16 protein-coding genes and 1 pseudogene are annotated in these 23,717 nt (G+C 70.9%); 10 read left to right on the forward strand and 7 right to left on the reverse strand.

The annotated features are described in order from the left end of the window. Positions 1-202: 202 nt before the first annotated feature. Both gltB and RBJ65_RS26680 read left to right on the forward strand, forming a co-directional pair. Positions 203-4,801: a glutamate synthase large subunit gene (gene gltB / locus RBJ65_RS26675; RefSeq protein WP_306322196.1), complete on the forward strand. Its 4,599-nt coding sequence runs from the start codon at positions 203-205 to the stop codon at positions 4,799-4,801. Then, positions 4,794-6,257, forward strand: a complete 1,464-nt coding sequence (locus RBJ65_RS26680) for a glutamate synthase subunit beta (RefSeq protein ID WP_306322197.1) — start codon at positions 4,794-4,796, stop codon at positions 6,255-6,257. The genes gltB and RBJ65_RS26680 overlap by 8 nt, the downstream gene beginning before the upstream one ends. 143 nt (positions 6,258-6,400) lie before the next feature. On the opposite strand, the gene RBJ65_RS26685 is transcribed toward RBJ65_RS26680, so the two are convergent. The 4 genes from RBJ65_RS26685 to RBJ65_RS26700 form a co-directional block, all read right to left on the reverse strand. Next, positions 6,401-6,847 (reverse strand): hypothetical protein, encoded by a 447-nt coding sequence (locus RBJ65_RS26685; protein ID WP_306322198.1) that lies wholly within the window; start codon positions 6,845-6,847, stop codon positions 6,401-6,403. Positions 6,848-6,855: 8 nt separating this feature from the next. Next, the gene (locus RBJ65_RS26690; RefSeq protein WP_306322199.1) at positions 6,856-7,203 is read right to left on the reverse strand and encodes a hypothetical protein; all 348 of its coding nucleotides are present in this window, start codon (positions 7,201-7,203) and stop codon (positions 6,856-6,858) included. Then, the gene (locus tag RBJ65_RS26695; protein ID WP_306322200.1) at positions 7,200-12,467 is read right to left on the reverse strand and encodes a caspase family protein; all 5,268 of its coding nucleotides are present in this window, start codon (positions 12,465-12,467) and stop codon (positions 7,200-7,202) included. Before RBJ65_RS26695 ends, RBJ65_RS26690 begins: the two co-directional genes overlap by 4 nt. A 356-nt stretch (positions 12,468-12,823) precedes the next feature. Then, on the reverse strand, positions 12,824-13,015 hold the full coding sequence (locus RBJ65_RS26700; protein ID WP_306322291.1) for a hypothetical protein: 192 nt from the start codon (positions 13,013-13,015) through the stop codon (positions 12,824-12,826). Positions 13,016-13,318: 303 nt separating this feature from the next. Between RBJ65_RS26700 and RBJ65_RS26705 the strand changes: the two are divergent. From RBJ65_RS26705 to RBJ65_RS26715, 3 genes and pseudogenes are all read left to right on the forward strand, one after another. Next, positions 13,319-13,864: pseudogene (locus RBJ65_RS26705) on the forward strand (DUF5753 domain-containing protein); the annotation flags it as partial. Beyond that, positions 13,846-14,139, forward strand: a complete 294-nt coding sequence (locus RBJ65_RS26710; RefSeq protein ID WP_306322202.1) for a DUF397 domain-containing protein — start codon at positions 13,846-13,848, stop codon at positions 14,137-14,139. The pseudogene RBJ65_RS26705 and the gene RBJ65_RS26710, both read left to right, overlap by 19 nt. A gap of 11 nt (positions 14,140-14,150) precedes the next feature. Further along, positions 14,151-14,723, forward strand: coding sequence for a HutD family protein (locus tag RBJ65_RS26715; protein ID WP_306322203.1), 573 nt, complete (start codon positions 14,151-14,153; stop codon positions 14,721-14,723). 444 nt (positions 14,724-15,167) lie between these two features. On the opposite strand, the gene RBJ65_RS26720 is transcribed toward RBJ65_RS26715, so the two are convergent. The 3 genes from RBJ65_RS26720 to RBJ65_RS26730 are packed head-to-tail and all read right to left on the reverse strand — an operon-like array spanning position 15,168 to position 18,108. Continuing rightward, on the reverse strand, positions 15,168-16,112 hold the full coding sequence (locus RBJ65_RS26720) for an acyl-CoA dehydrogenase family protein (protein ID WP_306322204.1): 945 nt from the start codon (positions 16,110-16,112) through the stop codon (positions 15,168-15,170). Then, entirely contained in the window at positions 16,112-17,251 is a 1,140-nt protein-coding gene (locus tag RBJ65_RS26725; RefSeq protein ID WP_306322205.1) for an acyl-CoA dehydrogenase family protein, read from the reverse strand. Before RBJ65_RS26725 ends, RBJ65_RS26720 begins: the two co-directional genes overlap by 1 nt. Beyond that, complete coding sequence (locus RBJ65_RS26730; RefSeq protein WP_306322206.1) at positions 17,248-18,108, reverse strand: enoyl-CoA hydratase; 861 nt, start codon at positions 18,106-18,108, stop codon at positions 17,248-17,250. Before RBJ65_RS26730 ends, RBJ65_RS26725 begins: the two co-directional genes overlap by 4 nt. A 47-nt stretch (positions 18,109-18,155) precedes the next feature. On the opposite strand from RBJ65_RS26730, the gene RBJ65_RS26735 reads away from it, so the two are divergent. The 5 genes from RBJ65_RS26735 (at position 18,156) to RBJ65_RS26755 (ending at position 23,675) form a co-directional block, all read left to right on the forward strand. Beyond that, complete coding sequence (locus RBJ65_RS26735; protein ID WP_306322207.1) at positions 18,156-19,298, forward strand: acyl-CoA dehydrogenase family protein; 1,143 nt, start codon at positions 18,156-18,158, stop codon at positions 19,296-19,298. Then, complete coding sequence (locus tag RBJ65_RS26740; RefSeq protein ID WP_306322208.1) at positions 19,295-20,086, forward strand: SDR family oxidoreductase; 792 nt, start codon at positions 19,295-19,297, stop codon at positions 20,084-20,086. The genes RBJ65_RS26735 and RBJ65_RS26740 overlap by 4 nt, the downstream gene beginning before the upstream one ends. Beyond that, the gene (locus RBJ65_RS26745) at positions 20,083-20,715 is read left to right on the forward strand and encodes a TetR/AcrR family transcriptional regulator (RefSeq protein ID WP_306322209.1); all 633 of its coding nucleotides are present in this window, start codon (positions 20,083-20,085) and stop codon (positions 20,713-20,715) included. The genes RBJ65_RS26740 and RBJ65_RS26745 overlap by 4 nt, the downstream gene beginning before the upstream one ends. A 6-nt stretch (positions 20,716-20,721) precedes the next feature. Further along, positions 20,722-21,879 (forward strand): acetyl-CoA C-acetyltransferase, encoded by a 1,158-nt coding sequence (locus tag RBJ65_RS26750; RefSeq protein WP_306322210.1) that lies wholly within the window; start codon positions 20,722-20,724, stop codon positions 21,877-21,879. A gap of 209 nt (positions 21,880-22,088) precedes the next feature. Continuing rightward, positions 22,089-23,675 carry an FAD-dependent oxidoreductase gene (locus RBJ65_RS26755; RefSeq protein ID WP_306322211.1) on the forward strand — a complete coding sequence of 529 codons (1,587 nt, stop codon included), beginning with the start codon at positions 22,089-22,091 and terminating at the stop codon, positions 23,673-23,675. Positions 23,676-23,717: the final 42 nt, after the last annotated feature.

Here is a 23,717-nt window from a genome sequence, read left to right on the forward strand (position 1 = left end):
CAAGGCCTCTCCCGCCGCCACCCGCGGTGTCCGCATGTTGGAACGCAGTATCCGGTTCCCGAGAACCGCCCCATCATGTAACCTGCACGAAATTTTTTGAGCAGCACCTTTTTTGAGTAGCAGCTTTTGAGCAGCACTTCTCCGCAGAGGGCCAACGTCGTCCCTCGGCACGTACCTTGCCACGACGACGACGGGAGAGCCGATGCGTACCTCGCGCCAGCCGTCCCAGCATTCCAACAGCGGCCAGACCTGGTCGCACATGGATGCTCGCCCTGCTGCCCAGGGCATGTACGACCCGCGTAACGAACACGACGCCTGTGGCGTCGGTTTCGTGGCCACCCTCACCGGCGAGGCGAGCCACACGCTGGTCGAGCAGGCGCTGACCGTTCTGCGAAACCTGGAACACCGCGGTGCCACCGGCTCCGAGCCCGACTCGGGCGACGGCGCCGGCATCCTGTCCCAGGTTCCGGACGCCTTCCTGCGCGAGGTGGTCGACTTCGACCTCCCCGAGGCCGGTTCGTACGCCGTCGGTATCGCCTTCCTGCCCGAAGAGGGCACCCAGGAGTACGTCTCGCAGCTTGAGACGATCGCCGCCGAAGAGGGCCTGAACGTCCTCGGCTGGCGTGAGGTCCCGGTCGCCCCGCAGCTGCTCGGCGCCACCGCCCGCTCGACGATGCCGGCCTTCCGCCAGCTCTTCGTCGCGGACGGCACGTCGAAGGACATCGCGCTCGACCGCAAGGCGTTCGTGCTGCGCAAGCGCGCCGAGCGCGAGGCCGACGTGTACTTCCCGTCGCTCTCCGCCCGCACGATCGTCTACAAGGGCATGCTGACCACCGGCCAGCTGGAGCCCTTCTTCCCGGACCTGTCCGACCGCCGTTTCGCCTCCGCGATCGCGCTCGTGCACTCCCGGTTCTCCACGAACACGTTCCCGTCGTGGCCGCTCGCGCACCCGTACCGCTTCGTCGCGCACAACGGTGAGATCAACACCGTCAAGGGCAACCGCAACTGGATGCGCGCGCGTGAGTCGCAGCTCGCCTCCGACCTCTTCGGTGGCGCGGACAACCTGGAGCGGATCTTCCCGGTGTGTACGCCGGACGCCTCCGACTCGGCCTCCTTCGACGAGGTGCTCGAACTCCTGCACCTGGGCGGCCGTTCGCTGCCGCACAGCGTCCTGATGATGATCCCGGAGGCCTGGGAGAACCACGCCTCCATGGACCCGGCCAGGCGCGCCTTCTACCAGTACCATTCCAACCTCATGGAGCCCTGGGACGGCCCGGCCTGTGTCACCTTCACCGACGGCACCCAGGTCGGCGCCGTTCTCGACCGCAACGGCCTGCGTCCTGGCCGCTACTGGGTGACCGACGAAGGACTCGTCGTCCTCGGCTCCGAGGTCGGCGTCCTCGACATCGACCCGGCCAAGGTCGTCAAGAAGGGCCGCCTGCAGCCCGGCCGGATGTTCCTCGTGGACACCGCCGAGCACCGCATCATCGAGGACGACGAGATCAAGTCCGCCCTCGCCGCCGAGCACCCCTACGAGGAGTGGCTGGAGGCCGGCGAGATCGAGCTCTCCGACCTCCCCGAGCGCGAGCACATCGTGCACACGCACGCCTCCGTCACGCGCCGCCAGCAGACCTTCGGCTACACCGAGGAAGAGCTGCGCATCCTCGTCGCGCCGATGGCCAAGGCCGGCGCCGAGCCGATCGGCTCGATGGGCACGGACACCCCGATCGCGGCCCTGTCCGCCCGCCCGCGGCTGCTCTTCGACTACTTCACCCAGCTGTTCGCGCAGGTCACCAACCCGCCGCTGGACGCCATCCGTGAAGAGCTCGTCACCTCGCTGCGCTCCCCGCTGGGCCCCGGCAGCAACCTCCTGGAGCCCACGGCCGCCACCTGCCGCGCGGTCACCCTGCCGTTCCCGGTGATCGACAACGACGAGCTCGCCAAGCTCATCCACATCAACGCCGACGGCGACATGCCCGGCATGAAGGCCGTGACCCTGTCCGGCCTGTACCGGGTGAACGGCGGCGGCGACGCGCTCGCCGCCCGCATCGACGAGATCTGCGCCGAGGCCGACGCCGCCATCGAGGCCGGCGCCCGCCTCATCGTGCTCTCCGACCGGCACTCCGACGCCGAGCACGCGCCGATCCCCTCGCTGCTGCTCACCGCGGCCGTGCACCACCACCTCATCCGTACGAAGCAGCGCACCAAGGTGGGCCTGCTCGTCGAGGCCGGTGACGTGCGCGAGGTCCACCACGTGGCCCTCCTCATCGGCTTCGGCGCCGCGGCGGTCAACCCGTACCTCGCCATGGAGTCGGTCGAGGACCTGGTCCGCGCCGGTACGTTCCTCAACGGCATAGAGGCCGAGGACGCCATCCGGAACCTGATCTACGCGCTCGGCAAGGGCGTCCTCAAGGTCATGTCCAAGATGGGTATCTCGACCGTCGCCTCCTACCGCGGCGCCCAGGTCTTCGAGGCCGTCGGCCTCGACGAGGACTTCGTCGAGAAGTACTTCAACGGCACCACCACCAAGATCGGCGGCGCCGACCTCGGTGTCATCGCCGAGGAGGTCGCCGCCCGGCACGCCAAGGCGTACCCCGCATCCGGCATCGCGCCCGCGCACCGCGCGCTCGACATCGGCGGCGAGTACCAGTGGCGCCGCGAGGGCGAGCCGCACCTGTTCGACCCGGAGACGGTCTTCCGCCTGCAGCACGCCACGCGCTCGGGCAGCTACGACATCTTCAAGAAGTACACGGACCGCGTGAACGAGCAGTCCGAGCGCCTGATGACGCTGCGCGGCCTGTTCAACTTCAAGTCCGAGGGCCGCGAGCCGATCTCCATCGACGAGGTCGAGCCGGCCTCCGAGATCGTCAAGCGCTTCTCGACCGGCGCCATGTCGTACGGCTCCATCTCGCGCGAGGCCCACGAGACCCTCGCCATCGCCATGAACCAGCTGGGCGGCAAGTCCAACACCGGTGAGGGCGGCGAGGACCCGGAGCGCCTGTACGACCCGGCGCGCCGCTCGTCGATCAAGCAGGTCGCGTCCGGCCGCTTCGGCGTGACCAGCGAATACCTGGTCAACTCCGACGACATCCAGATCAAGATGGCCCAGGGCGCCAAGCCCGGCGAGGGCGGCCAGCTGCCAGGACACAAGGTCTACCCGTGGGTCGCCAAGACGCGTCACTCGACGCCGGGCGTGGGCCTCATCTCCCCGCCGCCGCACCACGACATCTACTCCATCGAGGACCTGGCTCAGCTGATCCACGACCTCAAGAACGCCAACCCGGCCGCGCGTATCCACGTAAAGCTGGTGTCGGAGGTCGGTGTCGGCACGGTCGCGGCCGGCGTCTCCAAGGCGCACGCGGACGTCGTCCTGATCTCCGGCCACGACGGCGGCACGGGCGCCTCGCCGCTCACGTCGCTGAAGCACGCCGGTGGTCCCTGGGAGTTGGGCCTCGCGGAGACCCAGCAGACGCTTCTGCTGAATGGTCTTCGTGACCGCATCGTCGTCCAGACCGACGGCCAGCTGAAGACCGGCCGCGACGTGCTGATCGCCGCGCTGCTCGGCGCCGAGGAGTTCGGTTTCGCGACCGCGCCGCTCGTCGTCTCCGGCTGCGTCATGATGCGCGTCTGCCACCTGGACACCTGCCCGGTCGGCATCGCCACGCAGAACCCGACGCTGCGCGAGCGGTTCTCCGGCAAGGCCGAGTACATCGTCAACTTCTTCCAGTTCATCGCCGAAGAGGTCCGCGAACTCCTCGCCGAGCTGGGCTTCCGCTCCATCGAGGAGGCCGTCGGCCACGCCGAACTCCTCGACACCGAGCGGGCCGTGAACCACTGGAAGGCGCAGGGCCTCGACCTGGAGCCGCTGTTCCACGTTCCGGAACTGCCCGAGGGCGCCGTCCGGCACCGCCTCATCGACCAGGACCACGGCCTGGAGAAGGCGCTCGACAACGAGCTGATCAAGCTCGCCGCCGACGCCCTCGCGGCGGGCGACCAGACGGACGCCCAGCCGGTCCGCGCCCAGGTCGCCATCCGCAACATCAACCGCACGGTCGGCACCATGCTCGGCCACGAGGTGACGAAGAAGTTCGGTGGCGCGGGCCTGCCCGACGACACCATCGACATCACCTTCACCGGCTCCGCGGGCCAGTCCTTCGGCGCCTTCGTCCCGCGCGGCGTGACGCTGCGCCTCGAAGGCGACGCCAACGACTACGTCGGCAAGGGCCTCTCCGGCGGCCGCGTCGTCGTCCGCCCGGACCGCGGCGCCGACCACCTCGCCGAGTACTCGACGATCGCCGGCAACACCATCGCGTACGGCGCGACGGGCGGCGAACTGTTCCTGCGCGGCCGCACCGGCGAACGCTTCTGCGTCCGCAACTCCGGCGCGACGGTGGTCTCGGAGGGCGTGGGCGACCACGGCTGCGAGTACATGACCGGCGGCCACGCGGTGATCCTCGGCGAGACGGGCCGCAACTTCGCGGCCGGCATGTCGGGCGGCATCGCGTACGTCATCGACATGGACCCGGACAACCTCAACGCCGGGAACAAGTCGGCCGTCGAGCCCCTCGACGACACCGACAAGCAGTGGCTGCACGACGTGGTGCGCCGCCACCAGGAGGAGACCGGCTCCACCGTCGCCGAGAAGCTCCTCGCGAACTGGGACGCCTCGCTTGCCCGGTTCACGAAGATCATCCCCAGCACGTACAAGGCAGTGCTCGCCGCCAAGGACGCCGCCGAGCGAGCCGGTCTCTCCGAGACCGAGATCACCGAGAAGATGATGGAGGCGGCGACCAATGGCTGATCCCAAGGGCTTTCTGAACCACGGGCGCGAGGTCGCCGAGACCCGCCCCGTCGAGGAGCGCGTCAAGGACTGGAACGAGGTCTACGTTCCGGGCTCCCTGCTCCCCATCATCAGCAAGCAGGCGTCCCGCTGCATGGACTGCGGCATCCCGTTCTGCCACAACGGCTGCCCGCTGGGGAACCTGATCCCCGAGTGGAACGACTACGCGTACCGCGAGGACTGGTCGGCGGCCTCCGAGCGTCTGCACGCCACGAACAACTTCCCGGAGTTCACGGGCCGCCTGTGCCCGGCCCCGTGCGAGTCGGCGTGCGTCCTCGGCATCAACCAGCCGGCCGTGACCATCAAGAACGTCGAGGTCTCGATCATCGACAAGGCGTGGGACACGGGCGACGTCGCCCCGCAGGTCCCGGAGCGCCTGTCCGGCAAGACCGTCGCGGTCATCGGCTCGGGCCCGGCCGGTCTGGCCGCCGCCCAGCAGCTGACGCGGGCCGGTCACACGGTCGCGGTGTACGAGCGCGCGGACCGCATCGGCGGCCTGCTCCGCTACGGCATCCCCGAGTTCAAGATGGAGAAGCGCCACATCAACCGCCGCATCGAGCAGATGCGCGCGGAGGGCACCAAGTTCCGCACGGGTGTGGAGATCGGCCAGGACATCGACGCCGCGAAGCTGCGCAAGCGCTACGACGCCGTGGTCGTGGCGGCGGGCGCGACTGTGTCGCGTGATCTCCCGGTCCCGGGGCGCGAGCTGAACGGCATCCACTACGCGATGGAGTATCTGCCGCTCTCCAACAAGGTGCAGGAGGGCGACTACGTCCAGCCGCCCATCACCGCCGAGGGCAAGCACGTCGTCGTGATCGGCGGCGGTGACACCGGCGCCGACTGCGTGGGCACCGCGCACCGCCAGGGCGCCGCCTCGGTGACGCAGCTGGAGATCATGCCGCGTCCGAACGACGAGCGGAACACGACCACCCAGCCGTGGCCCACGTTCCCGATGCTCTACAAGGTCACCTCCGCGCACGAGGAGGGCGGCGAGCGCATCTACTCGGCGGGCACCACCCACTTCGAGGGCGACGAGGACGGCAACGTACAGTGGCTGCACCTCGCCGAGGTCGAGTTCGTCGACGGCAAGCTCGTCAACAAGCCCGGCACCGAGCGCAAGATCCCGGCCCAGCTGGTCACGCTTGCCATGGGCTTCACGGGCACGGACCAGTCCAACGGCCTGGTGGACCAGTTCGGCCTGGACCTCGACGCGCGCGGCAACGTCGCCCGCGACGACGAGTTCCAGACGAACGTTCCGGGTGTGTTCGTGGCCGGTGACGCGGGTCGTGGCCAGTCGCTGATCGTCTGGGCCATCGCCGAGGGCCGCTCCGCGGCTCGCGGTGTGGACCGCTTCCTGACCGGGGCGTCGGAGCTGCCGGCTCCGATCCGCCCGACGGACCGCGCGCTGGCCGTGTGACGGTCCGCCGCTGAGAACGTCCCGTACAACGGCGTACGGAACTGAGCGCGACGCTCGCCCTATTGAAGTCCCCGACCGGACGCTGGGCGGGCGTCGCGGTGCGTCTGCCTCCGGCGGTCACTTGGCCGTGTCGCTTCGCCGTGTCACTTCGTCGGGGCGACCCAGGTGGTGATGATGGCGGCGGCCACGGCCAGGACGCCGAGCAGGCCGAGCCAGCGGGCGGCCTCGATCAACTTCCAGATGGTGCGGGTGCGTTGACGCTCGTACGCCAGGAGCCGGTTCGGTTCGCTGTAGACCTCCTCGCCGGGGCGGCCGTGCACGGCGGCGACGCTCAGCCAGGAGGCGGCGACCAGCGCCAGGAACCCGAGGCCGAGCAGCGGGACGACGGTCCAGCGCGCCCCGTCGGGCAGCTTGCTCAGATTCTCCTGCCCCTTGAGCACGAAGACCGCGGCGAGCAGCCCGGTGAGGGAGGAGAGGTACGTGCGGTAGCCCTCGGCCTGGTGCTGGGCGAGGCGGAGCTGTTGGTGCGGGTCGCGGAGCGCGGCGGCCCGGTCCTCGGCGTTCCGCAACTGGTCGTCGGTGAACGGCACTTGGTGGCTCAGCTTCCTTGGAGCCCGTGGAGGGCTGCGGCGGGCGGCGGGGCGAGGGTGAGCAGGGCGCCGCAGCCGCCGCGGTCGGCGGGGCGCGGCTGGTGGTAGCCCTCGCACTGGCAGGAGGTGTTCCAGGGGAGCGATTCGGCTTCGTCCGGCTCCTGCCGCCGGTTCAGGAATCCGCCCTTGGCGATCAGGGGCTGGATCGGGCCGAAGGAGCGGGTGGTGGGGCAGCCGCAGGTGGGGCAGGTGCCCGTGGCGGTCAACTCCCGTTCACCATCGGCCTCTTGGACGGTCCACTGGAAGGTGAGGGTGTCGGGGTGGCGGGTGAGCCGGTAGGGGGTGGCGGAGGTCATGGGCGGGTGGGCTCCTGCGGTGGTGTCTGTCGGGTGTGACTCACGGTGAGGCCGAACAGGCGGGCGTAGGCCTGGAGGCGTTCTCGTACGCCGTCTGTGTCGAGGTCCGTCTCCTCGGCGCACAGCGCGATGTGCTCCTCGGGGACGGTGCCGGTGACGGCCGGGGCCCGGCCGGTGAGCCGCTCCGTCAGCACGATCACGTCCCGCCAGTCGGGGACCAGCTCGCACTCGTCGCCTTCGGGGGCCGGCGTCGTGACGTCCAGGCCGAGGCAGGCGAAGGGGGCGTAGCGCTCGTACGTCCGCCCCAGATCCCACCCGAACCGGCCCGCCACGCGGACGAGTTCGAGGGGGCCGAGGGTGCCGGGGCCGAGGAGGCCGTGGTCGAAGGCGGCGAGGTCGAACTCGTCGGGGGTGAAGTCGGCGAGGGCGTCGGCGTCGGGGCCTTCGAAGGGGCCGGGGAGGGTGGTGCCGGTCGCGGTGGCGAGGAGGGAGAGGTGGGAGCGGGAGGCGGAGAGGGGGAGTTTGGAGTGCCGGGCGTGGGTCAGGAGACCCAGCCGGGAGAGCTCCGGCGCGGGGCTGTGCACGTACGTACTGGCGTCTCCTGGTTCGGTCAGTGCGTCGAGGTCGGTTGCCGTGACCCGCAGCCCCCGTACCGCTTCCGGTACGTCCGCCACGGTCAGGGGGAGTGCGGTTTCCAAGGCCTTCAACTTCTCTTCCACGGCGCCGAGTCGCTCGCCGAGGTGCTGTGACACGGCCATGATGTAGCAGATGTCGGCGCCGGCTTCGCCGAACCGGGCACTGAGTCTGCCCGGCTGAAAACCGGGGCCGGGGGCGGGGGCCAGGAGGCCATGGGGCGCTGCCGTCTGTCGTTCCAGGAGCGCGAGGGACGCGTCGTCCACGTCGAGCACGCCCAGGGCTCGCAGCGCCCCGACTGCCGTGTGCAGTTCGCTGCGCACCTCCTCGGCCATGTGCGCGAAGGCGCCGACCAGTTCCCACAGGGAGACGGGGGCGTCCTCGGTGCCCGCGGGCCGCAAGGCGTAGAGGCTGGAGAAGGTGCCCGGCGGGTACCAGTCGACCGCCTCGTCGGGGATCGCGGGCGTACGAACGGCCGTGAACGGCGTGGAATCGTTGACGCACTGAGCGGCATCGCCAAGAGGGCAGTGATGCCGGGCGGCGATTTCGATCAACTGCCGTACCGACAGGTCGCCTTCGTGCCAGGGCGGCTTGCGGTCCCGGCCGATGGAGAGCAGTAGCTGCTGGTCGAGCGTCGGCTGGTGTCCCTCCAGGGTCTGCGGGGTCGGTGCGGGATCCAGGGTGAAGCCCAGCGGACCGAACCTCTCCACGAGCTGCGCCACTTCGGGGACAGGTGCGAACGCCGAGGCGGACCGCCGGAGAAGGTCGACGGGGCCGATCGTTCCGGGTCTCCAGTTCGGAAACTCCTGGTACCGCACCCGCGCACGGCCGAACGTAGGGGGTGAGACGTCGAATTCATGCGCCAGGTCCATGCGATCGGAGGCCAGGAGGGTCGCCTCGCCGCGGCTGACGCGGGTGTCGCGGAGCGCGGGAGCCAGCTTCGGAGGCGACGGCAGCGCCGGATCCATGTGCCGGAGCCCCCGCAGGATCTCGCCCGCCTCGCCGAGCGTGCACTCGTGGAGCGCCGACACGACGACCAAGGGAGTGTGCGGAGCGGGCGAGTGCCTGCCCGGCTCCATGGACGCCGGGGTCATGGGCACGGGCGGAGTATGGCGCAGTGCGGACAAGTTCCGGGTCTTGTAGGCGTGGTAGAGGTTCAGCGACCGTCGCGATACCGGTACGTCATCCAGGGCGTCGAGGTCGGGCGGGTCGGGCACCTCGACGCCCGTGACGGCGTAGCGACGCAGTGCCCGCAGGGCCCGACGCGGCGACCGGCGTCCGCCGAGCGCCGACTTGAGTACGCCCTCCCACGGATGGGCCGTGTGGCCCTGGAAGAGGAGGGTGTCGAATCCGGTCGGCCGCGGGTACCCGGCGGGTACGAAGGACTCCAGGACCCGGTCCGAGTGAAGGAGGCTGGTGCGCCACCGCTTGTAGATCTCGTACTCGTGGAACCGGGCGCCGCTGGTCGGCAACTCGCCGAGGAATCCGGTCGGGAACTCGTCGATCGGCAGGCAGCCCGCCTCGCCCAGGTCCACCCGGCCGCCCGACAACCGGTTGCTGTACTTCTCCATGCGCCGGGCCGTGGTGCCCTGCGGGAAGGCGTCCAACAGCTCCACCGCCAACTGGGGCGAGGACCGGGTCAGTTCCCACAGGAAGTCGAGCGACACCTCCTTGATCCGGCCCGCGGCGGCCGGGACATGGGCGAGGATCTCCCGCATCAGCAGCTCCGCGTCGAGGCTCAGGAGCTGGTTGCGGTCCACGCTCGGCACAGGTGAGTGGCGCTCCCGCAGGTTGGCCACGAATCCGGTCACCGGTTGGAAGGGGCCGATGAACACGCCGTCCAGGAGGAGCTGCCCGTCCCCCTGCACCAGCCACGCGTCGGCCTGCCCCTCCTCGCCGAGCGGGACCGGGGTGCCGTCGATCCCGGCCTCGGGAGGCACCGTGAGGCGGCCCGGCTCCCAGGAGACCTTGCGGATCACTTCGCCGCTTCCGCTCATCTCCCGCGCCGTCACCTCGTGATCGGTGACCCAGAGCTGTTTGCTCAGGGCCACCGCGAGCGAGGGGGCCGGTTCGCCCTCCGGAGTCTCCGCCAGATAAAGCCGAACCCGCGTCCCCCCGTTCTCGGGCACCTCCGCGTCCCGGGTGGAGTTGATCCGCAACAGGCCCGACCCCGACCGGATGTCCACCCGCAGCGCCACCGACCCGTCGGCCCGCCCTGACGAGTCCACAGGACGGGTCCACACCACGACCTCGTCCGCCAGCATGAAGTAACTGAACACACCGATGCCGAAACGGGAATTGAAGGGCTGGACGGTGAGCCCCGCCCGGCGCCACTCGCGGCGCTCCTGGACGAACTCGGGGTCCTGCTCGTAGCGCTTGCCCGCGCGGGCGAACATGGACGTCAGGCGGGAGCGCGTCATGCCGCTGCCGTTGTCGAGGCACTCGATGTACGGCCGGTTGCCGTCCCAGCCCTGAGTGAAGGTGATCTCGCCGCTCCACGGAGCGCGGGTGCGGCCGTAGCGGCGCCGCATGTCCCGGTAGCGGCAGGCGTCGAGGGCGTTCTGGTACAGCTCGCGCACCGCCAGCATGCGGTCGCCGTACAGCTGCTTACCCATGAGCAGCGGGCGTATCTCGTCCTCGGCGAGCCGGAAGCGTTCCAGCGGGGCCTTGTAGCGGCCGGGCAGCGGGCGGAGCTCTGCCGTGGTCACACGGTCGGGGAGGCCGCGCAGCAGCGGTGGTGGCCCAGGGGAGTCGTCCGCGCACGCGCGCACCGCCGTGTCGGCCGCGCCCACCACCTCCTCCAAGGCGGCGTGCAACGCGGGGTGCGGGCAGCGCAGCCGTACCGCGATGCCGTGCCCGCCCGCAGTGCGGCCGTCCGCGTCGTCGTAGTCGAGAGCGGCGAGGGCCGCGATCACCTCGTCGGCGCGGAGCGGTTCGTGGGCGCCGAGGTGGTCGACGACGACGCTCGGGAGGCGGCGCGGATCGGCGGCCAACATCGCTGCTGTCCACAGGAGTTGGGCCAGGTGACGGGCGCGCCACTGGTTGCCGCGCACCGGCCTGGCCTCGATCCACTCCTCGCTGTGCCGCGCGTCGCTCAGGCGCGGCCCGCGCGCGGGCCGCACGGTGAGGTGCGCGAGGACTTGGCGTACCTGGCTGTCGATCTCCTGCCGCTCCTCCGACGAGCGGCGGGGGCCGGGCAGTGGCTGCTCCGCGGCGGCCTCGACGGCGTCCACCACCAGGGAGATCACCTCGTCCACGGCCCCGTATCCGCCCGGCGTCCACAGGTCGTCCCAGTCGGCGATGAAACGGTGGCGCAGCCAGTGGTCGGCGGCCGTGGCCGCCTGGTCGAGGCCGCGCCCGCGCAGCGTCTCTGTCGTACGGACGACGAGGGAGTGGGCCCGGCAGACATCGCGTGCGGCGTCCCGGACGAGCTCCCCGTGATCGTCGGGAGCGCCTTCGTCGGGCTCGCGCGGGCCCGGATCGAACTTCTCCGGCAGGAGCCGGCGCAGCTCGTCCAGGGCGATCGTCACGATGCCCTCATGGACGACCGCGCCCGCCAGGAGCGCAGCCGTCTCGGCGGGGGAGAGCCGTTCGTCACCCCGCAGTCGGGCGCGCGAGACCAGCTCGGCGAGGCGCGCCTCCACCCGCTGCGGGTACAGCGGATCCGCCCACGGGTCGTCCCGGTGCGCGCGGGCCTGGGAACTGCTCTCCACGACGCAGTGCACCAGCTCCGTCAGCCGCTCCTTGACCCGCTCGTGCGTCTCGGGGCTGCCCGACGTGTGCTGCCACAGGCCGGACTCGCGCACGGTGCGGGACCAGGCGAGGGACTGCTCGGCCCCCTCGCACACCACGGGATCCCGGTGCTCGCCGCCCTGCGCGGGCACCGGCAGCAGCTTGCCCACGGTGGGCGCGGGCAGCTGCGGGTGACGTTCCGCCAGCCGGATCAACTCGCTCTGGGCGTAGTCGGCGACGGCACGGAACGTGGTCGGCGGATTGACCCGCGACAGCGCCGCCATGAGGGCCCGCGCGAACAGGCTGCCCGTCTCCGGACTCGCGTAGGAACGCTGCCCCGGACCGCAGCTGTAGAGCCAGTACGCGTCGTGCGGCTCACTCCACGCGCCGTCGGGGTCGTCCGCGTTCAGGGCGTCGTCGCCGTCGCGGCAGATGTCGAGGCAGACGACCGCCGTGACGCCCTGGGGGAGCGCGGACAGCAGCTCGGACGGGTCGGCGCGCAGCAGCGTGCGCGGCAGCAGGGACGGGGGCCGGTCCTGCGTGGCGCGGGGCGCGGGCTGGCTGTCCTGGAGGACCAGATGGTCACGGCCGTTGACGGTGACGCCGTGCCCGGTGAAGTACAGCAGCGCGGTGTCGCCGGGCCCGCACGCCGTGAGGAAGCGCGTGATCTCGGCGATGACCGGGCTGACCCCGGCGCCCTCGTACAGCGTCTTCGTCTCGTAGTCGGACTGCTCAAGCGCGGTGGCGAGCATCGCGACGTCCTGTGCGACGCAGTCCAACGGTCGGTAGATGTCCGCGAGTTCGGGATCCTGCGCCAGGTACGGGGTGTTCTGTACGCCGATCAGCAGCGCCCGTCGCCGTCCGCCGCCACCCTGCTCGCCGCCCGGTTCGCCCGCCACGCACTGCCTCCCGGTCGTCGCCGTGGTCGCTCTTCGTCGCTCCGGCTTCGCATTGTCCCCGAAGTGTTTGACGACATCACGGAGTTGGGTGCAGTGCTTCCCGCATCTCCGTGGAGGACTGGTGAGCGACGAAACGCAGGCACGTCTCGAACGGGAGCTGGGAGCGCAATCGCCGGACGCATTGCGTGCGTTGGGGGGCGAGGTCGGTGTCCTGGCGGATGCACTGGCGGGAGAGCCGGGCCTCGGGGCTGTGCCCGCCGCCGAGGGCGCCGCCTGCGCGAGCAGGGCGGCGCCGCGCTCTTAGGCCGGCGTGCCCGACATGCTCGACCGCACCACTTGTGTCGCGTGGGCGGGTGTCAGCGGTGGGTGTGCGCCTTGCGGCTCAGCGCGTTGGCTTCGGCGACGCGGGCGCTGAGGGTGTCCGCGTCCTGTTTCGGAGCGGCGCCTCTCGTGATCACGGCTGCGAGTTCGTGGGCGACGGGTGCGGAGCAGACGCCGAGGTGGACGAGGGCGTCGCGGGCTTCGGTGGCCTCTTGGGTCTTCTTCATGGGGCGTGTGCGCATGCTCTCGGGATGTTTCCGCGTAATTCTTGATTTCTCAGGCTATGTCGTAGCCGCCCAACTACTTTGTGTAGTGCGGGTGTTGCGTTACGAGGATGTCCGAGGGGTGGGCCGCCGACGCCGGTTACCGGCGGTTCCTCCCTGGCGCGGGGAGTTCGTTCCACAAATTCCACAAGCCACGAGCCACAAGGAGGTGGCGGACGTGCCTCAACGTCGAGTGGTCACGGTTCGCAGTCGCACGCCGCGCGAGCGGTTCGCCGAAGAGGCCCATTCGTTGCGGACTCAGCGCGGGCTGAGGCGATCAGCCTGTGGCACTTCGGGGTGAGCGTGATGCACGGTCTGCTGCAAACGCCGGGATATGCAAGGGAGTTGCTTGCCGCCGGTGGGCATCGCGGGGAGGAGCTGGAGAAGCAGGTCAAGGCCCGCATCGGACGCCGGGAGCTGATCGAGGGTGAGGACGCGCCGCCGTTCCGGTCGATCGTGTCGGAGGCGGTGCTGCGCACCGAGCTGAGGGACAAGGCGGAGTGGAAGGAGCAGTTGCGGCACTTGGCCGAGGTGGCCGAGTGGTCGAACGTGACGCTGCAAGTGCTGCCGTTCAGTGCTGGGTTGCACGGCCTGAACAGCACTGACGTGATGTTCCTGCGGCTCCCTGATGGGCGTACCGTCGCATACGTCGAGAACGCGTACGAGGGTGAACTCATCGAGAAGAACGTGGCAGTTGAGCGGTTGCAACGTGCTTACGATGCACTGCGCGACCTGGCGCTGTCTGCGGCCGAGTCGAGGAAGCTCATCCTGCGCATGTTGGAGGAAGAAGAACCGTGCGATCCATCGACCTGAGCGCCCTCGCGTGGCGCAAGAGTTCCTACAGCAACTCGGACGGCGGCGCGTGCGTCGAGGTCTCCGACGACCTCCTGTCGCTCGGCGCGTCGCCGTGGCGCAAGAGTTCGTACAGCAACTCGGACGGCGGCGAGTGCGTCGAGGTTCGCGACGGCCTCGACGCCGTCGTTCCCGTTCGCGACAGCAAGGACCCCGGTGGCCCGGTACTCACCTTCGCCGCCACGGAATGGTCGTCCTTCGTCTCCGCCCTCAAGGGTGGCCGCCTGGGGCGGTAGCGTCGGCGTTTATGAACGATCCCGCGCGCCACGTGCCGTCCGCCGTACGTTTCCTGCCCGCCGCCGACCGTGCCGCCGTCGCCTGGAAGAACGGTGGGGGTGTCACGCGGGAGGTGGCGGGGTTCCCGGGCGGTGCGGGGATGGCGGACTTCTCGTGGCGGGTGAGTCTGGCGGAGGTGGGGGCCGACGGGCCGTTCTCCGCGTTTCCCGAGGTCGACCGGACGCTCACGATGGTCGAGGGGGACGGGATGCGGTTGACCGTGGGTGGCCGTGACGTGGTCGTCGACACCCCGTACGTGCCACGGGACTTCCCCGGCGACGTCCCCACGGACTGCCGCCTACTCGGCGCCCCCGTCGTCAACTTCAACGTCATGTGGCGCCGCGGCGCGGTGTCGGCTCCGCCGTCCGTGACTGTGCTGCGAGGCCGGATCCGTCTGCCCGGCACCGCGTTGCTCGTGGCGCTCGGCGCGGAGGGGGCGGAGGTCGCGGGTCGGGAATTGGGCCACTATGACGCGGTGTCCCTGGCCGGGGGCGACGTGGACGTGTGGGCGCGGGGGCCCGTGGGTGTGGTCACCGGCCTTTAGCCGAACCGGCGTTACGGCCACGGGGCTCTGCCCCGGACCCCGCTGCTCAAGCGGACGCTGTTGGCGAATCCGATTTCAGGGCGCAGGACAGGTGGTGTGCCCGTGGGAATGTCGCAGACAAGCGTATGACTGCGACATTCTCACGAGCAGGCACCCGCCTCGGGCGGCAGGGCGGACAAGGCGGCCCTCGGTGCGGCGCACATGGCCGCCCGGTCCTGACCGAGTACGGGTCAGTTGGTCGCTTCGTCGAAACGCCAGTCGGCATTCCGGCCGGGGCGCTGCGAGGTCACCCGCGGGCAGCAGCCGGTCCGATGGGGCGGTGGCGCGCGTGATGATGTACGGGGTGGTGTCGGTCAAGTCCTTGACCGTGGGGGCGTCGAACCTGCTTCGCGGACCTCATATGACACGACTTGCCCTGATTCTGGATCGCGGCCTGACCCCGGGCTACCCGCCCACCACCCGCCCCCGCCACACCCCAGGCGCCCCCCACGCATCCCGCAATGGTCGTGCCTTCCTCAACCACAACGACAGGTCCAACTCCTCCGTATAGCCCACCGCACCGTGCAACTGGAGCGCTGCCCGCGCCGCCGCGTACGCCGCCTCGCCGGAGGCGACCTTCGCCGCCGCGACATCCGAAGACGTCATCGTCAGCGCCGCCCCGAACAGCAACGGACGCGCGAACTCAAGGCCCACCAGCGCGTCCGCGAGCCGGTGCTTCACCGCCTGGAAGGAGCCGACCGGGACGCCGAACTGTTTACGCTGGCGTACGTAGTCGACCGTGCGGCGCAGCAGTTCCAGCCCGACGCCGAGCGATTGCGCCGCCGTCAGGAACGCCGCCATGTCCACGGCCTCCCGGACCTTGGCGCCGCGTGCCACGACCTCCCCGCCCTCGGCGGGCAGGAAAAGGCGGCGTGCCGGGTCCGCCGACTCACGCAACGGGCCGTGCCCAGCGGCGACACGTATCTCCTCGCCGTCCATCAGGAACACCGCGTCCGCCGCGTCCGCGTCCAGCGCATACGACCCCGACGGCGCCAGCGTCACCAGCACCTCGCCCGCCGCGATCCTCGGCAGCCACTCCTTCCCGGCCTCCGAACCGTCCAGCGCCGTCGCCACCGCCGCCGTCTCGACCACCGGCCCTGGCACCGCGTGCCGCCCCAACTCCACGTACGACACCGCCAGTTCCACCGGCAGCGGGCCAAGCCCCTCGTACGCCTCCGACACCGAAAGCCCGAACACCCCGGCCTCCGCGAGCCGACCCCACAGCGCCCGCCCGGGGCCCGCGTCGCCACCCGCCCACGCGCGTATCGCCGACGGCGTGTCCGCCGCGCCCAGCATCCGGTCGAGCGTGCGGCCGAACTCGGCCTGCTCCGCGTCCAGGAGGAACCTCATCAGCGGCGTCCCTTCGGCAGGCCGAGCAGGCGCTCGGCGATGATGTCGCGCTGGATCTCATTCGTACCGGCGTAAATGGGTCCCGCCAGCGAGAAGACGTACCCCTCCGCCCACTCGCTGTCCGTCAACTCCCCGTCCGAGCCCAGCAGTTCCAGCGCCGTCTCGTGCAGCGCTATGTCGTACTCCGACCAGAAGATCTTGTTCAGGCTGGACTCCGCTCCGATCTGCTCGCCCGCCGCGAACCGTGACGCGTTGCCGTACGTGAACAGTTGGTACGCGCGTGCTCCGATCACGGCGTCCGCCACCCGGTCCCGTAGCGCCGGATCCGCGCCGTGCTCCCGCCACAGGCCAAGGAGTCGCCGCGACGAGGCGAGGAAGCGGCCGGGGGAGCGGAGCATCAACCCCCGCTCGTTCCCCGTCGTCGACATGGCGATGCGCCAGCCGTTGCCGACCTCGCCGATCACGTCCTCGTCCGGCACGAACACGTCGTCCAGGAAGAGTTCAGCGAAGGCCGGCTTGCCGTCGATGCGGCCGATCGGCCGAACCGTTACGCCCGGCGCGTGCAGATCGAACATCAGGTACGTGAGCCCGTGGTGCGGTTTCGCCGCCTCCGGGTCCGTGCGGAAGATGCCGAAGGCGCGGTCCGCGAACGCCGCCCGCGACGACCAGGTCTTCTGGCCGCGCAGCAGCCAGCCGCCGTCCGTGCGTATCGCGTGCGAGCGCAGCGACGCCAGGTCCGAGCCCGCCTCCGGCTCCGACCATGCCTGCGCCCAGATCACCTCGCCGCTCGCCATCGACGGCAGCACCCGCGCCCGCTGCTCGTCCGTGGCGTGGTCGAAGAGGGTGGGGGCCAGGAGGTTGATGCCGTTCTGGGAGACGCGGCCCGGGGCCCCCGCCGCGTAGTACTCCTCCTCGAAGATCAGCCACTTGAAGATGTCGACGCCCCGGCCCCCGAACTCCTCCGGCCAGGACACCACCGACCAGCGGTCCGCGGACATCTCCGCCTCCCACGCGCGGTGCGCGGCGAAGCCCCCGGCGGTCTCCAACGACGGCAGCGGATCAGCAGGCACATGCGCGGCCAGCCACTCCCGTGCCTCCTCCCGGAACGCGTCCTCCTCCGGCGTGAAGTCCAGGTTCATCGCGTGCCCGCCTCCTTCATCGCGCGTACGTCCATGCCACCGAGCGAGTCCGCCGCCGTCTCCGCGTTGTGCGCGTGCGCCAGGTGGTGCAGGCCGAAGACCGAGTCCATACCTGCGTGCAGGCCCTGGAGGTCCTCCGCCTGGTTCACCGCGCGCTTGGTGAGGGCGAGGCCCAGGCGCGGCATCTCGCCGACCCGGTCCGCCAAGTCACGGGTGGCGGCAGTCAGTTCGGCGCGCGGCACCACTCGGTTCACCATCCCCACCTCGTACGCCCTGCGCGCGCTCATCCGCTCGCCCGTGAACAGGAACTCCTTCGCGATCCGCGGCGGCATCACCCACGGGTGCGCGAAGTACTCGACGCCCGGTATCCCCATCCGTACGACGGGGTCCGCGAAGAAGGCGTCCTCGCTCGCGACGATCAGGTCGCAGACCCACGCCAGCATCAATCCGCCCGCCACGCACGCCCCTTGAACGGACGCGATCACCGGCTTCGGCAGCTCGCGCCAGCGGCGGCACATGCCGAGGTACACCTCGGACTCGCGCGCGAACCGGGACTCGGCGCCCCGCTTGTCCGAGTGGTCCCACCACAGCCCGGCCCGCCGCTCGAACGGCAGATGCGCGTCCCGCTCCGGCGTCCCGATGTCGTGCCCCGCCGAGAAGTGCTCGCCCGCCCCCGCGAGCACGACGACCTTCACGTCCTCGTCCTCCGCGGCCCGGTAGAAGGCGGAGTCGAGGGCGTACGTCATCGCCGAATTCTGTGCGTTGCGGTACTTCGGCCGGTTCATCGTCACATGCGCGACCGAGCCCTTGACCTCGTAGCGGACGGGCTGATCGGCAGTCGGTTCTTCTGCGGGCATCGGAATCATCCTTCCCTAACAAGTGTTTGGTAGGTTAGCTTATGTGCATGGACAGCGTCGAGGACTTCCGGGCGGGCTTCCGTGACTGGCTGGAGCGGGAACTCTCGGGCGAGTACGCCGGGTTGAAGGGCAGAGGTGGGCCGGGGCGCGAGCACGAGGCGTTCGCCGAGCGGCTCGCCTGGGAGCGGCACATGGCGGCCCACGGCTGGACGTGCGTCGGCTGGCCCGAGGAGTTCGGCGGCCGGGGCGCGAGCCTTGAGCTCCAGATCGCCTTTCATGAGGAGTACGCGCTCGCGGACGCGCCCGCCCGCGTAAATCACATAGGGGAGCAGCTGCTCGGACCCACGCTCATCGCGTTCGGCACCGAGGAGCACAAGTCCCGCTTCCTGGAGCCCATTCGGCGCGTCGAGGAGCTGTGGTGCCAGGGGTACAGCGAGCCCGGAGCGGGCTCCGACCTCGCGGGCGTACGCACCCGGGCGCGGCTCAGTGGCGACGGCACGGAGTGGATCGTCGACGGCCAGAAGACCTGGACGTCGCTCGCGCACGAGGCGCAGTGGTGCTTCGTCCTCGCCCGCACCGAGCCCGGCTCGCGGCGGCACTCCGGGCTCTCGTACCTGCTCGTACCGCTGGACCAGCCGGGCGTCGAGGTGCGGCCCATCGTGCAGCTCACCGGGACGAGCGAGTTCAACGAGGTGTTCTTCGACGGCGCCCGCACCCCGGCCTCGTACGTCGTGGGGGACATCGGGGACGGATGGCGGATCGCCATGGCTACCCTCGGCTTCGAGCGCGGCATCTCCACCGTCGGGCAACAGATCGGGTTCCGGCGGGAGTTGAGCGAGCTCGTCGCGCTCGCCGAGCGGAACGGCGCGCTCGACGATCCGCTCCTGCGCGACCGGCTCGCCCGTGCCTGGACGGGGCTTCAGGCGATGGCGGGCAACGCGCGGCGCGGCGTCGACCCCTCCGTCGCCAAGCTGTACTGGGCGGCCTGGCACCGCGGCCTCGGCGAGCTGGCCATGGACGTGTGCGGGGCCGCCGCCACCGTCGCCGAGGGCGAGCCGTACGAACTCGACCAGTGGCAGCGGCTGTTCCTCTTCTCCCGCGCCGACACGATCTACGCCGGTTCGGACGAGATCCAGCGCAACATCATCGCCGAGCGGCTGCTCGGCCTGCCGAAAGAGGTGCGCGTATGACGAAGTCCGTGGCTCCCGAGTACGTCCCCGGGCACCGGCTGCTCGACGGGCGCACCGCCGTCATCACGGCCGCCGCCGGAGCCGGGATCGGCGGCGCCACCGCGCGCCGCTTCCTCGAAGAGGGGGCCCGAGTCGTCATCAGTGACGCGCACGCGCGGCGCCTGAAGGAGAGCGAGGAGGCGCTCGCCGCCGAGTTCGGGGCCGACCGGATCTCCGCGCTCGCCTGCGACGTGACCGACGAGGAGCAGGTGCAGGCCCTGTTCGCGCATGTCGCGGAGCGGCACGGCGGGCTCGACATAGTCGTCAACAACGCGGGTCTCGGCGGGACTTCGGCGATCGTCGACATGGCCGACGAGCAGTGGACCCGTGTCCTGGACGTGACGCTCAACGGCACCTTCCGGTGCACGCGCGCCGCCCTGCGCGCCTTCCGCGACACCGGCCGCACCGGCGTGATCGTCAACAACGCGTCCGTCATCGGCTGGCGTGCCCAGGCAGGACAGGCGCACTACGCCGCCGCCAAGGCCGGCGTGATGGCGCTGACCAGGACCGCGGGCATCGAGGCCGCCGAGTACGGAGTGCGGGTCAACGCGGTGGCGCCGAGCCTCGCCATGCACCCCCACCTCGCCAAGGTCACATCCGACGAACTGCTCGCCGAGCTCACCGAGAAGGAGGCGTTCGGGCGGTACGCGGAGCCCTGGGAGGTGGCCAACGTAATGGTCTTCCTCGCCTCCGGCTACTCCTCGTACATGACCGGCGAAACCGTCTCCGTCAGCAGCCAGCGCGCATGAGCCCCTCGCCCGAGCGGCGCCGCGAACTCCTCGCCACGGCGGCCGAGGTGTTCGCGGCGCACGGCTACGACGCCACCACCGTGCGCCGGATCGCCGACGCCGCGGGGATGCTCGCGGGCAGCCTCTACTACCACTTCGACTCCAAGGACTCCATCGTCGAGGAGATACTGCGCGGCTTCCTCGACGAGCTGTGGGGCCGCTACGACACCGTGCTCGCCGCCGGACACGACCCGCGCGAGACGATGCGCGCCCTCGTCACCGAGTCGTTCCGCGAGATCGACCGGCACGGGCCCGCCGTCGCCATCTACCAGAAGGAGTCGAAGGCGCTCGCGGCCAGGGAGCGGTTCGGGTTCCTCGCCGCGTCGCAGCGCAAGTTCGAGCAGACCTGGCTGACCACCCTCCAGGAAGGCGTGGCCGCCGGGGCGTTCCGCGCCGACCTCGACATCCGGCTCACCTACCGGTTCGTCCGCGACACCGTGTGGGTCGCCGCGTCCTGGTACCGGCCGGACGGCAGACACAGCCCCGAGGAGATCGCCCGCGAGTACCTGGCGATGGTGCTCGACGGAATAGCGCAACCCACCCATGCTCCCACCCATGTTCCCAACCACGCTCAACAAGACAGGAGTTGAAGTGTCATGGCCGAGGCCTACATCGTCGACGCGATCCGTACGCCCGTCGGGCGGCGCAAGGGCGGGCTCAGCGCCGTCCACCCCGCCGACCTGGGCGCCCACGTCCTGAAGGAACTCGTCGGACGCACCGGGATCGACCCGGCCGCCGTCGAGGACGTCGTCTTCGGCTGCCTCGACACCGTCGGACCGCAGGCCGGCGACATCGCCCGCACCTGCTGGCTCGCCGCAGGACTCCCCGAGGAGGTGCCCGGCGTCACCGTGGACCGGCAGTGCGGCTCCTCCCAGCAGGCCGTCCACTTCGCGGCGCAGGGCGTGCTCTCCGGCACCCAGGACCTCGTCGTCGCGGGCGGCACCCAGAACATGTCGATGATCCCGATCGCCTTCGCCTCCCGGCAGGCCGCCGAACCCCTCGGCCTCACCGAAGGCCCCTACCTGGGCAGCGAGGGCTGGCGCGCCCGCTACGGCGACGCGCCCGTCAACCAGTTCCACGGCGCCGAACTCATCGCCGAGAAGTGGGGCATCACCCGGCGCGACCAGGAGGAGTGGGCGCTCCGCTCCCACCAGCGGGCCCTCACCGCCATCGACGAGGGCCGCTTCAAGAAGGAGACCGTCGCCTACGGGGACGTGGCCGTCGACGAGGGCCCGCGCCGCGACACGAACCTGGAGAAGATGGCGGGCCTCAACCCGGTCGTCGAGGGCGGCACCATCACCGCCGCCTGCTCCTCGCAGGTCTCGGACGGCGCCGCCGCCATGCTCCTCGCCTCCGAACAGGCCGTCCGCGAACACGGATTGACGCCCCGCGCCCGCATCCACCACCTCTCCGTACGCGGCGAGGACCCCATCCGGATGCTCTCCGCGCCCATCCCGGCGACCGCCTACGCACTCAAGAAGACCGGCCTCACCATGGACGACATCGACCTCGTCGAGATCAACGAGGCATTCGCCCCGGTCGTCCTCGCCTGGCTCAAGGAGACCGGCACCGACCCCGCGAAGGTCAACGTCAACGGCGGCGCGATAGCCCTCGGCCACCCCCTCGGCGCCACCGGCACCAGGCTGATGACGACGCTGCTGCACGAACTGGAGCGCACCGGCGGCCGGTTCGGCCTCCAGACCATGTGCGAGGGCGGCGGCCAGGCCAACGTCACGATCCTCGAGCGGCTGTGAGCCGGCCCAGCGGATTCGCCTCCCACTGAGCGGGAAGCGGCGGTGGAGCGCCGGGTGCGGCACGGACAAGGTGTGGGCATGACCCGTACGAGTGCGTCCGCACACCGGACACCGTTCACCGGCCGACGCCTCGTCGCCGCCCGGAGGGTCTTTCCCCAGTGGTACGAGAGGAGCGAGGCCCTGTGAGTGGTGTGGCTGAGGCGACTGATGTGGCTGAGACGATCGAGTGGGACGAGACGGTCGACGTGCTGGCCGTCGGGTCGGGCGGCGCCGCGCTGACCGGCGCGTACAGCGCCGCCGCGCGCGGCCTCGACACCCTGGTCGTCGAGAAGACCGAATACTTCGGCGGGACGACCGCGTACGCCGGGGCCTGCCTGTGGCTGCCCGGCAACCAGGCGCAGGCCCGCGCAGGCGTCGAGGACAGCGCCGACCTGGCCCGCGCCTACTTCCGTTCCCTCGTCGGGGACTCGACACCGCACGCGATGCAGGACGCGTATCTCGACGGGGCGGGCCCCACCGTCGAGTTCCTGGAGCGCAGCGAGTCCGTCCGGTTCGAGTACCGGCCGTTCCCCGACTACTACCCGGGCCCCGGCCGCTTCGACGCCGGACGCGGCGTCTTCCCGGTCACCCTGGAGCGCCCCGAGGACGAACGGTCGCGGGCGCTGCTCGACGCCGTACGGCCACCGGTGTCGAGCGAACGGCTCGGACTGCCCACGCCCGAAGGGCCGTTGGAGGACGGCCGCGCGCTGATCGGCCGGCTGCTGCTCGCGCTGGACGCGGCCGGCGGACGGGCGCGTACGCGCACCGCGTTCACCGGCCTCGTACAGGACGAGGACGGGCGGATCGTGGGCGCGGAGGTGCGCGATGCCGACGGCCGGACCGTACGGATCCGGGCCCGGCGCGGTGTGCTGCTCGCCGCCGGTGGCTACGAGCGGGACGCCGAACTGCGACGGGAGTGGGGCAACGGCCCCGGCGCCGACTGGACGATGGGTCCGGCGGGCGGCGGCACGGGGGACGCGCTGCGGGCCGCGCGGGGGCTCGGCGCGGCGACGTCGCTGCTCGGCGAGAGCTGGTGGTGCCCGTCCGTGCTGTTCCCCGACGGCGGCGCCGCGTTCGCGCTCGGCTTCCGCGGCGGGATCTTCGTCGACGCCGAGGGGCGCAGGTTTGCCAACGAGTGCCTGTCCTACGACCGGATGGGCCGGGCGATGATCGCGGCGGGCGCAGGGGACGCGGCGGACCGCCCCGTGTGGTGGGTCTGGGACGCGCGGCACGGCGAGGAGCCGCCCGGCATCGTCCTCGTCCCGGTCGACCGGGAGTCCTTCGAGGCGGGCGGGGTGTGGCACAGCGCGTCCTCGGTCGAGGAGCTGGCCGAGGCGATCGGGGTGCCGGGGGAGGGCCTCGCGGCGACGGTCGCGACATTCAACAAGTACGCCGAGAACGGCCACGACCCCGACTTCGGGCGCGGCGACGACCCCTACGACCGGTTCTTCGCGGGCGAGGGGGAGGAGGGCGCCCCCAACCCCTGCCTGTTGCCCCTGTCGTCCGGGTCGTTCCACGCGGTGCGGATGGTGCTCGGCGACCTCGGGACGAAGGGTGGACTCGTGACCGATGTGGACGCGCGCGTGCTGCGGGAGGACGGGTCCGTGATCGAGGGGTTGTACGCGGTGGGGAACACGGCGGCGAATGTGACGGGTCCGGTGTATCCGGGTCCGGGCGCGCCCATCGGCACGGGCATGGTGTTCGGGTATCGGGCGGCGGGGCGGATGGCGAACACGTCAAGCACCTGCGGCGATTGAGCAGCGGGGTCCGGGGCGGAGCCCCGGGGCGTGGGGGACGGA

Source organism: Streptomyces sp. KL109B (genome assembly GCF_030766935.1).
In the GTDB taxonomy this organism is placed as follows: domain Bacteria; phylum Actinomycetota; class Actinomycetes; order Streptomycetales; family Streptomycetaceae; genus Streptomyces.